At 37.5% G+C, this 11,787-nt stretch carries 10 protein-coding genes; 2 read left to right on the top strand and 8 right to left on the bottom strand.

Translation table 11 applies throughout. The annotated features are described in order from the left end of the window. Window positions 1-3: 3 nt before the first annotated feature. Window positions 4-1,098, bottom strand: coding sequence for a Nif3-like dinuclear metal center hexameric protein (locus CLV94_RS02950; protein WP_121376217.1), 1,095 nt, complete (start codon window positions 1,096-1,098; stop codon window positions 4-6). 116 nt (window positions 1,099-1,214) lie between these two features. Between CLV94_RS02950 and lpxK the strand changes: the two genes are divergently transcribed. Both lpxK and CLV94_RS02940 read left to right on the top strand, forming a co-directional pair. Beyond that, window positions 1,215-2,237, top strand: a complete 1,023-nt coding sequence (lpxK, locus tag CLV94_RS02945; RefSeq protein WP_121374955.1) for a tetraacyldisaccharide 4'-kinase — start codon at window positions 1,215-1,217, stop codon at window positions 2,235-2,237. Then, window positions 2,209-3,021 (top strand): purine-nucleoside phosphorylase, encoded by an 813-nt coding sequence (locus CLV94_RS02940; RefSeq protein ID WP_121374954.1) that lies wholly within the window; start codon window positions 2,209-2,211, stop codon window positions 3,019-3,021. Before lpxK ends, CLV94_RS02940 begins: the two co-directional genes overlap by 29 nt. On the opposite strand, the gene CLV94_RS02935 is transcribed toward CLV94_RS02940, so the two are convergent. From CLV94_RS02935 to CLV94_RS02905, 7 genes are all read right to left on the bottom strand, one after another. After that, window positions 3,018-5,204, bottom strand: a complete 2,187-nt coding sequence (locus CLV94_RS02935; RefSeq protein WP_121374953.1) for an ATP-binding protein — start codon at window positions 5,202-5,204, stop codon at window positions 3,018-3,020. The genes CLV94_RS02940 and CLV94_RS02935 overlap by 4 nt on opposite strands. Window positions 5,205-5,234: 30 nt before the next feature. Beyond that, the gene (gap, locus tag CLV94_RS02930; RefSeq protein WP_121374952.1) at window positions 5,235-6,239 is read right to left on the bottom strand and encodes a type I glyceraldehyde-3-phosphate dehydrogenase; all 1,005 of its coding nucleotides are present in this window, start codon (window positions 6,237-6,239) and stop codon (window positions 5,235-5,237) included. Window positions 6,240-6,328: 89 nt separating this feature from the next. Then, on the bottom strand, window positions 6,329-7,201 hold the full coding sequence (lipA, locus tag CLV94_RS02925; protein WP_121374951.1) for a lipoyl synthase: 873 nt from the start codon (window positions 7,199-7,201) through the stop codon (window positions 6,329-6,331). A gap of 174 nt (window positions 7,202-7,375) precedes the next feature. Next, window positions 7,376-8,227: an energy transducer TonB gene (locus CLV94_RS02920; RefSeq protein WP_121374950.1), complete on the bottom strand. Its 852-nt coding sequence runs from the start codon at window positions 8,225-8,227 to the stop codon at window positions 7,376-7,378. 210 nt (window positions 8,228-8,437) lie between these two features. After that, window positions 8,438-9,916: a T9SS type A sorting domain-containing protein gene (locus CLV94_RS02915; protein ID WP_121374949.1), complete on the bottom strand. Its 1,479-nt coding sequence runs from the start codon at window positions 9,914-9,916 to the stop codon at window positions 8,438-8,440. Window positions 9,917-10,001: 85 nt separating this feature from the next. Continuing rightward, a complete protein-coding gene (locus tag CLV94_RS02910) occupies window positions 10,002-10,553 on the bottom strand; it encodes an RNA polymerase sigma factor (RefSeq protein ID WP_121374948.1) in 552 nt (183 codons plus the stop codon). Beyond that, a complete protein-coding gene (locus tag CLV94_RS02905; RefSeq protein ID WP_121374947.1) occupies window positions 10,544-11,650 on the bottom strand; it encodes a glycosyltransferase in 1,107 nt (368 codons plus the stop codon). Before CLV94_RS02905 ends, CLV94_RS02910 begins: the two co-directional genes overlap by 10 nt. Window positions 11,651-11,787: the final 137 nt, after the last annotated feature.

Raw genomic sequence — 11,787 nt, 5'->3', positions numbered from 1 at the left:
ATTCTATAAGTACTTAACTGGATTTGTATTTTCTTCTGATAAAATGATTGCAAAATTAGGAATTTTTTTCGTAAGATAATCAACTATATAATTTTTTGTATAGCGTTCACTTTCGTAATGCCCTATATCTGCTAAAAGTAGCTGATTTTCAGACTCATAAAACTGATGATATTTCAAATCTGCGGTCAAAAAAGCATCTGCTCCGGCCTGAATTGCCTTTTTAATTGCAAAACTTCCCGAACCGCCAAGCACGGCTACTTTTTTTATCGGTTTTCCAAGGTATTCGGAATGACGGATTCCTTCGGCTTTCATCTTGGTTTTTACAAATTCTAAAAACTCTTTCTCAGGCATTTCGATTTCTAGTTCGCCGACCATTCCTAAGCCTATATTCTGATGGGAATTCTGCAAGTCATAAATTTCGTAGGCAACTTCTTCATAAACGTGATTTGAAAATAAAGCTTTTAAAATCTTGCTTTGCAGGTGTTTTTCAAAAGTGACTTCTATTTTTATTTCTGTATTTTCTACAAATTCGCCTCTTTCACCAATTTCGGGATTGCTATTCTCGTTGCCTTGATAGCTGCCAATTCCCTGCGAATTAAAGCTGCAGTTTTCATAATTGCCGATATTTCCAGCGCCTGCGTCAAATAAGGCATTTCGTAATTTCTGGTGATTTTCTGGAATCGTATAAGTGATTAATTTTTGGATAAAATTTTCTTTAGGAACTAATATCTTTGTGTTTTTCAGTCCTAAAGCATCACAAAAAATCTTATTCACGCCATTTTGGTGATTGTCTAAAGCTGTATGTACGGCATAAATTGCAATATCATTTTTGATGGCTTTCAAGACGGCACGTTCTACATAATTTTTTCCGGTAATTTTTTTCAGCCCCGAAAATAAAATCGGATGAAAACAGACAACGAAATTGCATTTTTTTGAAATAGCTTCTTCGATTACGTTTTCTAAAGCATCATGGCAAACCAAAACTCCCGTGGCTTTATCGTCTTGATTTCCGACAAGTAATCCAACATTGTCAAAATCCTCTGCATAAGCTAAAGGCGCCATAGTTTCTAGGACCGAAATAATTTCTTTTATCTTCATAATTTTAAAAATTAGGCTTAAATTGCCAAAAAGCATGAATAGGCAAAGTAGAATTCAATAGTCGCAAATATGCCCTAGCTTTATGTTTCAAAGATAAAATATTATACTTTCGTACTATGATGTTATTGCGAAAAATACTTTTCCCTTTTTCTATTTTATACGGTCTTATTGCCAGCATTAGGAATTTTCTTTTTGACAAAGGAATTTTAAAATCGTATTCTTTTGATCTTCCCATAATAGCTGTCGGCAACCTGAGCGTTGGAGGAACGGGTAAAACACCGCAGATTGAATATTTGATCCGTCTGCTTTCTCCTAATTACAAGATAGCGACATTGAGTCGCGGTTACAAACGAAATTCAGAAGGTTTTGTCTTAGCCGATGAAAATTCAGATGCATCAATTTTAGGAGATGAGCCTTTCCAGTTTTATAAAAAGTTTCCCAACATCCAAGTTGCTGTGGATGCAGATCGGAGGAACGGAATTGAGCAGTTATTGAAGATTTCACAGCCTGATATCATTTTGCTAGATGATGCTTTTCAGCACAGAAAAGTAAAAGCAGGGCTCTATGTTTTGCTGACTTCTTACGGGGATTTGTATTCAGATGATCTTATTTTGCCAGCAGGAAACCTTCGCGAAAGCAGAAATGGGGCGGAACGTGCAAAAATTATCATAGTCACAAAATGCCCGCCTGATTTATCTGCCAAAGAGCAGGATAGAATTCAGAAAAAGCTAAAAATTGATTCTGACCAAAAGTTATGTTTTACCTCGATAGCCTATGATGAATTTGTGTTTTCGGAAGAAAAGCAGCTTTCTGTTTCCGAAATCAAGCCTGTTGATAAATTACTTTTGGCAGGAATAGCCAAACCCGAACCGTTTTTTGCATATTTGCAAAGCGAAAACGATGTAATCCTGACATTTCCGGACCATCATCATTTTACGGAAAAAGACATTGCAGAGATAAAAAATAAAGCGCAGGATAAAAAAATAATCACGACCGAAAAAGATTTCGTCAGATTAAGAGGAAGGCTTCCAGACAGCCAGCTTTTCTATCTTCCGATAAAAAGCCATTTTATTTCTGGCGGTAATGATTTTGACAAAACTATTTTAAATTATGTGGGAAAAAGTTCAAGAAACAGTTAATTATATACAATCAAAAACTAATTTTTCGCCAGAATATGGAGTAATCCTTGGTTCTGGATTGGGAGGTTTTACCGAGGATATTCAGATTGAATTTACGTTGCCATACAACGAAATTCCTAATTTTCCGGTTTCAACGGTGCAAGGCCATAAAGGCGCTTTAGTGTTTGGAACTATCGGAACTAAAAAGGTGGTGGCCATGCAAGGCCGTTTCCATTTTTATGAAGGATATGACATGAAAGAAGTGACTTTCCCGGTAAGAGTAATGAAATATCTTGGCGTGCAGAAGTTGGTTGTTTCTAATGCTTCTGGAGGCGTGAATCCTTTTTATAAAGTGGGAGATATCGTCATCATTTACGATCATATCAACATGATGCCCGAACATCCGCTTCGAGGAAAAAATGATGAAAGATTTGGTCCGAGATTCGTCAACATGAGCGAGCCTTATTCTAGAGAATTGATCAACAAAGCCAAAGCGATTGCTATTGAACTGAACATCGAAGTGAAGGATGGTATTTATTACGGACTACAAGGGCCGACATTTGAAACACTTTCGGAATACAGAATGGTGAAAATTCTTGGTGCGGATTGCGTTGGAATGTCAACGGTTCCTGAAGTTATTGTTGCCCGCCATATGGACATGCAGTGTTTTGGTATTTCTGTGATTACGGATATGGGCGACGAGCACAACATCGATACGGTTTCTCATCAGGAAGTATTGGAAGCGGCTAAAAAGGCTGAGCCAAAAGTTAGGACGCTTATCAAAGAGCTGATTTCTAGAAACTAATTGCTGTTCATCGTTTCTGCAATAACCCTGTAGAAGGCTTCTGGATTGAATGGCTTGGTGATAACATCTGTCATTCCGAAGGAAAGCAACATTTCTCTGTTTTCGTTTAAGGAAATGGCGGTGAGTGCAATAATCGGAGTCTTCTTGTCGAATTTTCGAATGCTTTGAGTAGCAATGGTTCCGTTTATGCCTGGAAGATGCACATCCATCAGTACCAAATCGTATTTGTTGTTTCTGACAGCTTCTATGGCGTCTTCTCCATTTTCGACAATTTCACATTCAATCTGCTTCTTTTCTAGCATTTTTTTGGTCACCATCTGGTTGATTTTGTTGTCCTCAACAAGAAGCACTTTTTTATCGATAAAATCACTATCGTTTGTATAGAGTTTTAAGATTTCATGGTTTTCAATTCCTTTATCTAATTCTAGGCTGAAATTAAAGTTAGATCCTTTTTTAATAGTACTTTCTAATTTGATGGTGCCGCCTAGCATTGTGACCAATCGTTTTACAATAGCCAGTCCTAAGCCAGTTCCGCCGTATTTTCTGTTGATTTCAACAGAGCCTTGCGAAAAGCTTTCAAAGATAATTTCTTGCTTTTCTTCTGGAATTCCAATGCCCGTGTCTACGATTTCAAAATAAATGTTCTGCTTGGTTTCTGTTTCGTCCAGAAGTTTTGCGCGGACAATTACAGTTCCGTTTTCCGTAAATTTTAAGGCATTATTGATCAGATTCATGAAAATCTGGGAAAGTTTTGTCGGGTCACCAGAAAATGTCTTGCAAATTTCAGGATCTATTTCTAATCCGAAATTGATGTTATTTTGGCTTGCGATTTCTTTTAGCGAATTCTGTATGTCAATTAGAAGCTGCCTAAGGTTGAAGCAGATTTTTTCAATTTCAATATTATTTGACTCGATTCGGTTGATTTCTAGGATTTCATTTATAAAAGTCAGCAGGTAATTTCCGGAGAACTTCAGTGACTTAAGGTAATCAATTTGGGATTTTTTCGGGTTTTCTTCAATCAGAAGGTGTGTGATTCCGTTAATGGCATTTAGAGGCGTTCGAAGCTCATGGCTTACGGTTGATAAGAACTCGGCTCTTGCTTGAGAGGCTTTTTCTGCCTTGTCTTTTGCGATTTCAAGTTCCGTATTTTTTTCCTGTAGCTGTTTGTTCGTTCTGTTCCGGATGATGTTGTTTTTATATAACGACAAGCTTAGTAGTGAGAGAATCGTAATCAAGGCAATGCTCAATACGCTGGTAAGCTTGGAAACTTTGATCAATTTTTTCTGCTCGCGATTTTCTTTGTCTTTTTGTTTTATGGTTTTCATTTGCTCGCTTTCTTTGAATTTTTCGAAAGCTTCTGCCCCAATTTTTTTGCTGTTTAACTGTATGATGGAATCTTTTAAGACCAAGTGTTTTTTCAAGTAAAGAAACGAATTATCGATGTCCATCATCATTTCATAAACCTCACTGATTAGCTTCAGGATTTTGGATTTTTGTTCGAAATTATCGCTTCTCGAGTTTAACTCTAAGGCCCGGTTGAGATAATTTAAGGCAAGATGGCTCCGGCCAGCTTCGAACTCAATTGTGCCCATCTGGTACAAGGCTTCTGCCTTGGTCTTAAAACTGTCATCGTTGTCGGGTTTGGCAATAATCGTATTGAAGATGGACGATGCTAACTGTGTTTTTCCTTTGGCCTTATAAAGAATTCCTTTCTGGAGGTTCAGGAGTTCTTTAGCATCAGGAATTTCAATGATTTCATAAATCGCATTGGCTTTGTCAAAATAGATTTCTGCCACACCGTATTTTCCCTTTTCCATGTAACACAATCCGAGATTGTAATAGCAGTAAGCCTGCTCTGTAGAAGGTTCTAGGTCATTATATAACGAGATGCTGCGTACATACGTCTCAATAGCATCATCGTATTTTTTAAGTTCAAAATAAATACTTCCTAAAAAAGTATAAGCATTTGCTTCCTGTGCCTTGTCGCCTTTTTTTTGTGAAAACTCAATGGCATTTTGAGAACTTTCTAAAGCATTTTGATAATTATTGATCTTTAGATTGAAACTTGCCAGCTGAATGTAGTAATCAACGCTGTCGACTTTTGTAGACGCGGTTTTTTTTTGCTGTGAATACAGCAGGGAATTAAATAAGAGAATAAAGAGTAGTGGTGGTAAATACTTCATTTTAAAGCCCTTGATAAGGGATAAAAGTAGCTATTTCTTATTTGTTAATGAAATTAAATCGATAATGCGCGAAGAATATCCGATTTCATTATCATACCAGCCAACAACCTTTACCATTTTGTCAATTACAGAGGTTAGCTGTGAGTCAAAAAGACAGGAATTTCTATTGCCTAAAATATCTACCGAAACGATAGGGTCTTCTGTATAGGCCATGAATCCTTTGAATTCGTTGCTGCAGGCATGTTGAAAAGCTTTGTTGATTTCTTCGATAGAAACTTCTCGTTTTACATAACAAGTGATGTCTGTCAAAGATCCATCGGGTACAGGAACACGAATACCGCTTCCTCCAATTTTGCCATCCAATTCAGGGAAAATTTTTGTAAGTGCTTTTGCCGCGCCCGTTGTTGTGGGAACGATAGATTGTGCCGCGCCTCTAGCTCTTCGAAGATCCTTATGAGGCTGATCGTGAAGACTCTGGTCTGTAGTGTAAGAATGTACAGTGGTAATATAAGCTTGTTCGATACCGCATAAATCATTGATGACTTTGATCATCGGTGCAGCGTTGTTTGTCGTACAGCTGGCGTTAGAAATGATTTTCTCCGTACCATCAAGGATATGTTCGTTTACGCCCAGAACAACCGTCTTAATCTTGTCGGTTTCTGAAGGGGCAGAAAGAATTACTTTTTTTGCACCCGCCAGGATATGAAGGTTGATTTCTTCAAAGGTCTTATATTTTCCTGTCGATTCGATTACGACATCAATATCGAGCGATTTCCAATCGAGATTCGAGATGCTTTTTTCATGGAAGAAGGGATAGGGTTTTCCATCGATGATAATATTCTCTTGATCAGAAGAACATTCGAAGGGCAAAACGCCATGAATACTGTCGTATTTCACTAAATGCGACATTGTTCTGTTGTCTGCAATATCATTGATGGCTACGACTTCGATAGTCGGGTGGTTAAGCAAAAGGCGGAATAAGTTTCTTCCGATTCTGCCGAATCCATTAATAGCAATTCTAGTTTTTAAAGTCATAAAGTTTTAAAGTCAACAAGTTTTTAAAGTCAGAAAAACAAAAGCATTTATAAAAACGGCTTTAAGACTTTCGTCTTTGGATTTATGACTTATAAAATGTGTTTTTGGGCTTTGTAAGAAGATCTCACCAAAGCACCGCTTTCTACATGGCGGAAACCTAGCTCCAAACCGATTTTTTCATATTTCGCGAATTGGTCTGGCGTGATAAATTCTTTTACCGGCAAGTGTTTTTTGCTTGGCTGCAAATATTGTCCTATGGTTACTACATCAACATTAGCATCGCGCAAGTCATGTAATGTTTGGATTACTTCTTCTTCAGTCTCTCCAAGACCTAGCATGATACCTGATTTGGTTCTATTGATTCCTTTTTCTTTTAGGTATTTTAAAACGGCCAAGCTCCTGTCGTATTTTGCTTGAATTCGAACCTCGCGAGTTAATCTTCTAACGGTTTCCATGTTGTGCGAAACTACTTCTGGATTAGCTTCTACGATTCGGTCGATATTTCTTTCAATTCCTTGGAAATCAGGAATTAGTGTTTCTAGCGTAGTGTTGGGATTCATTCTTCGGATGGCTTTTACAGTTTCAATCCAGATAATCGAGCCTCCGTCTTTCAAGTCGTCTCTGTCAACGCTTGTTACTACTGCATGCTTGATGTTCATAATCTTGATAGAGCGTGCCACTTTTTCAGGTTCGTCCCAATCAACTGTTTCTGGTCTTCCTGTTTTTACACCGCAAAAACCGCAAGAACGCGTACATACATTCCCTAAAATCATAAAGGTAGCAGTTCCTTCGCCCCAGCATTCACCCATATTCGGGCAACTTCCTGAGGTACAGATCGTATTCAGCTTGTATTTGTCTACTAATCCTCTAAGTTCTGTATATTTTTGGCCAATAGGTAGTTTTACCTTTAGCCATTTTGGTTTTCCTGTAGGTAAAACGGCAGTATCTAAAACGGTTTCCATAAACTCTATTTTGAAAGCACAAAGATAACGAATGTTTTTATTTAATACGTTAATGTGATGTTAGCGAAATACGGGTTTTTAGCCGGCATGAAAAAGTGAATCGTTCTTAAATAAAAAACCCTGCAGGCACAGTTCGCAGGGTTTTTTGAAAATAAAAATAGTTAACTACTCAAATTAATTATTTTTGATATCGACACTGATAGGCAGATTGTAAGCCGTTCTAACAGGTTTGTCATTTTGTATGCCAGGTTTCCATTTTGTTTTTATAGATTTCAAGACACGTATGGCTTCTTCGCCTAATCCGTATCCTGGATCTCTCAACACTTTGATGTTGCTCAACGTTCCGTCTTTTTCAACAACAAAATAGACAAAGATTTTCATTATTCCTTGCTCGTCGATTTCGGGAGTCTTGAATTTTTTCCCTACTAAAGCCAAAAAGTTCTTAATGCCTCCTGGGAATTCTGGGTTTGCTTGAAGCACTCCAATATTAAGTATTTCGTTTCCAGTATCGTTGCCCTTTGTTGTACCAGAGTCATACGTTGTTTCGTTTCCTTTTCCATCAGATGAACTGTTTCCGAGTGCAATGTTGCCCTTATTGTCTCCTGGATTATCAGAATCTCCTGTTTTGATATTTTTGGTAGGATCTATCTCTTGTACTTCGTTGGGAGTGTCTTTCGCATCAGTTACAGTAGGAGTTACATTTTTGATTTGTTTTTCTGAAGATTTCTCAGGTTCTGATTTTTTAGCAGGTGCCTCAGGTTTCGTCTTTTTGAAAATTTCTGTATTTACAAGAATGGCATCTGGAAGGACATAAGGAGCATCAGTGACGTTGGGCACTTCTTTTTTTAATAGTCCAGAAATTACAGGTATGCTAAGTAAAGAAGCACAAGCGAGTATTCCAAAGAACAATGCTTTTAAAGTAGTTCTTGGATTCTCTTGGCGTAGCTGGTACGCGCCATATTCCTTGTTTCTGCCTTCAAAAACAATTTCATTCCAGCTTTGTTTAAAAATGTTGAGGTTTGACATGATTGCATAATTTAAAGTTAGCGTAGATGTTTGCCATAAGCTGGAATTGTTTAGTAGTATAACGAAATTGTTAACTTTTTTATTGTACTTTTTTTAAAGTTTTTGTAGGTTTTTTATGTTTATAATTTGTAATGCGTTAATATACTTTGTTATCCATAAAAAGAAGGCAAGCCTAGCTAGACTTGCCTTGAGATTTTGAATCTGATTTTGTTATTGAATAACTAATTTATTACTGAAATTTTTACCTTGTGTTTCGGTTTTTGTAATATAAATCCCAGCTGGAAGATCTACATCAATAGTATTTCTTCCTTCATTTAAATCGAAATTTTGGATAAACATGCCATTGATAGCGAATATGCTTATTGTGCCGCTTTCAGCCATCTCGATATTGATTTTTCCCTTGCTCGGATTCGGATAAATAATAGGTTTTGAAGTAGCGAATCCTGGAACTGATAAGGCATCACAGCCAAAAGGAGTAAAAGTCACCGGTCCTAAAGTGTTGTCATCAACCTGATGGCTGATTACATTTTCGACATCGGCTGCAGTTGGTTCAGCCCCTTCAATCCAGCAATTGTCCATGGCCATGATTGGCAGCGCCGTATTGTTGAATAATGCGTATGTTGCTCCGCCATTTGCGTTCTCGGAAAAGACATTGCCTCCTTCGTTTAAAGTAGCTGTATTTGTATCGCCAAGATTGATTCTTGCCGTTCCGATAACCGTAATTCCCCAAAGATTTCTTCGGATTTGGTTACGGCTGGCAATAATATTCATGGTGGTCGCTCCTGAAGCGCTAAGTGAAATACCACTTCCTCCTTGAGCAGGGATATTTTGTGTATTATTATTTTCAATAATATTTCCTCTGATGTATCCTGATGAAGCAGCTCCAATAACAGTAATGCCGTAACGGTTGTCTGTAATAATATTGTTGTCGATGATGACTTTAAGCTGACCTCCTCCCAATAGGTTCGACGCTCCAATACCGCCAGTCATGATTTTAGTACGATCGCCTTTTATGGTGTTTCCAACGATTCGTAGCGTATCTGCACCACTTGGACCCATATTGATTTGCGGACGGTTTCCATTGGATTGGTTGTTTCCTTCTAGATAATTGTTGGTCAGTCTTGGAGCAACTGATTGATTAGCTCCTGAATTGAAAGCTGGATAAAAATTGAATAAGAACCTGGAATTGTTGATCAGCGCATTTCCTCCAGTCGAAAAGGTAATGGCTCCGCTTGTCGTTGTTCCGTTCATATGATATGCCATTACGCAGGACTGCATTTCGAAGTCAGGCGTAGCCACCCGTATTCCTTTTCCGTAATTGATCGTCGTATTCCTGAAATAACCGCTGGAACCTGATTCAAAAGTAATGGTATTGTAGGGTGTGGCGGTGTTTGTTGCTGTAATCGTGATAGCATCAGAATCAGACGTAAAATTTCCCTGCACGGTAATCTGTACATCTGCGTTGATGTGTAATGTTACATCAGTATCGATTATGATACTGTCAGTAGGAGCAATCGTAAGGTTTTGTGATAAGGTGTAAATTCCTCCCGTGAGACTTACTGCCGAAGGAGCATTGGCCATCAAATCATCAAGGCTCCAGCTTACTCCGGTATTCGGAGTCGTAAATTGTGCTTTTGCTGCCGTGACAGAAAAAATCACGAACAGCATAAAAAATAATTTTTGTTTCATTTTAAGTATATCAATTGGTTAACCACATAAAATTACGATTTTTTGTAATAGTGGCTGTTAAAAAAGATAGGATTAAAAAGAAGTATTATCTTTTGTTTTTGATAATTTCAGCCAAGAGTTTTTTGGCACGGAGCAGTTTTATCTTTACATTGCTCAAGGGTTCTTGTAGTTCTTCGGAGATTTCCTGATAGCTTAATTCTTGGAAATAGCGGAGTTGGATGACTTCTTGATAGTGAGGTTTGAGTTCTTTGATGAATTGCAGAAGACGTGACAAATTTTGCTCCGTAATCAATTTATCTTCTGCGGAAGGAGAACTATCGGCAATATTATAGGCCTGATTGTCTTCTTCATCAGTAATATCAACGAAAAGCGTGGATCTTTTCTTGCGGAGCATGTCGATATGGACATTTTTTGCGATAGAAATAAGCCAAGTGTTGAATTGAAAATCAGGGTTATAGGTGGAGATTTTGTCAAAAGCTTTTGCGAAAGTCTCGATTGTAATGTCTTCCGCGTCCGTTTCGTTTTGGGTTCTTTGGAGCATGAATCCGTACACCTCGTTCCAATAATAATCCAATAGAGAAGTGAAGGCAACTTGGTCTCCGATTTTAGCTTTCTCTATTTGTTTTTTTATTTCCAATGTACCGGCTTTGAAAAGATATTTGTTATAAAGATATTCAATTGCGTGAATATAAGCGCAATTTCTATAACAGGATACCAATACATAACGTCTTTTTCTCTTAATTTATTTGCGCCATAGCCTAAAGAAACCCAAGAAAAGATATATCTTCCGGCTACGATAGGTGTTATAATCATCCAGTTGTATTGGAATGCAAGCAGGAGTATTGCCATAACGAGAAAAAGAAACTGCGACAAGAAGAAAATAGCAAGCTGCATCCTGTCAAATGGTTTGTAGAAGGTTGCGGTTGAAACGTGCCTTCTTTTTTGATCAAACCATTCCTTGAATGATTTTTTCGGTTCAGAAAAAGTGAAGCTTTCGGGCGTAAAGCAGATAGTCGTATTTTTTCCGCTTGAAGCTTGATTGATGAATAAATCATCGTCGCCAGATCGGATTTTCATATGGTCGATAAATCCGTTTACATTAAAGAATTCTTCTTTTTTGTAAGCCAGATTTCGTCCAACACCCATATACGGATGCTTCATTTTTGCCCATGAAAAATATTGTACGGCAGTAAGCATCGTTTCAAAACGTATGATTTTATTTAGGAAGGAACCTGCAATTTTCTCATAAGCCCCATAACCTAGGACAATTGTCTTGCTCATGGTGAATTGCGAGCTCATTTCTTTGATCCACTCTTTTGTTGACGGATAGCAATCGGCATCGGTAAACAAAAGATATTCGTTTTTGGCCGCTTTTATTCCTAAGGTAAGCGCGAATTTTTTATTGCCCCAGAAGGCTTCGTTATTCTGCACTTTTACTAAGCGTATGTTAGGATATTGTTTTTCAAATTCCTCGAAAATATCTAAAGTCGAATCGCTTGAAGCATCGTCAATCAAGATAATCTCGTAGTCGGGATAATTTTGCTCTGCCAGAAGCGGGATGAATTTTTTTACATTTTCTTCTTCATTTTTAGCGCAGACAATGACTGAAATAGGAATTCTTTTCGGAGTGCTTTTCTGAGGCTTTGCAAAAGAAAATTTTCCAAAAACAATGATATAGTAGAATAATTGTACAGCTACAACCCCGATAAATGCATAAAAAATAATGTTCAACATATAAGCTTGGTGTCTTTAAAAAATGTGTGCAAAGGTACAATTGAAATGCGGAATTTCAATTCTGAATCTTAATTAAAATTAAGAAAATTATCCATTACGATTTTTATATTTTTCTCTGAATTTCGAAAGCTTATTTT

Source organism: Flavobacterium endophyticum (genome assembly GCF_003634455.1).
Lineage (GTDB): Bacteria > Bacteroidota > Bacteroidia > Flavobacteriales > Flavobacteriaceae > Flavobacterium > Flavobacterium endophyticum.
This window is presented reverse-complemented; position numbering and strand designations above follow the sequence as displayed.

What these genes read in the sequence shown, in the direction of transcription:
- CLV94_RS02950 (WP_121376217.1), bottom strand. Translation starts at nt 1,098, where the DNA reads ATGAAGATAAAAGAAATTATTTCGGTCCTAGAAACTATGGCGCCTTTA.
- lpxK (WP_121374955.1), top strand. Translation starts at nt 1,215, where the DNA reads ATGATGTTATTGCGAAAAATACTTTTCCCTTTTTCTATTTTATACGGT.
- CLV94_RS02940 (WP_121374954.1), top strand. Translation starts at nt 2,209, where the DNA reads ATGTGGGAAAAAGTTCAAGAAACAGTTAATTATATACAATCAAAAACT.
- CLV94_RS02935 (WP_121374953.1), bottom strand. Translation starts at nt 5,204, where the DNA reads ATGAAGTATTTACCACCACTACTCTTTATTCTCTTATTTAATTCCCTG.
- gap (WP_121374952.1), bottom strand. Translation starts at nt 6,239, where the DNA reads ATGACTTTAAAAACTAGAATTGCTATTAATGGATTCGGCAGAATCGGA.
- lipA (WP_121374951.1), bottom strand. Translation starts at nt 7,201, where the DNA reads ATGGAAACCGTTTTAGATACTGCCGTTTTACCTACAGGAAAACCAAAA.
- CLV94_RS02920 (WP_121374950.1), bottom strand. Translation starts at nt 8,227, where the DNA reads ATGTCAAACCTCAACATTTTTAAACAAAGCTGGAATGAAATTGTTTTT.
- CLV94_RS02915 (WP_121374949.1), bottom strand. Translation starts at nt 9,916, where the DNA reads ATGAAACAAAAATTATTTTTTATGCTGTTCGTGATTTTTTCTGTCACG.
- CLV94_RS02905 (WP_121374947.1), bottom strand. Translation starts at nt 11,650, where the DNA reads ATGTTGAACATTATTTTTTATGCATTTATCGGGGTTGTAGCTGTACAA.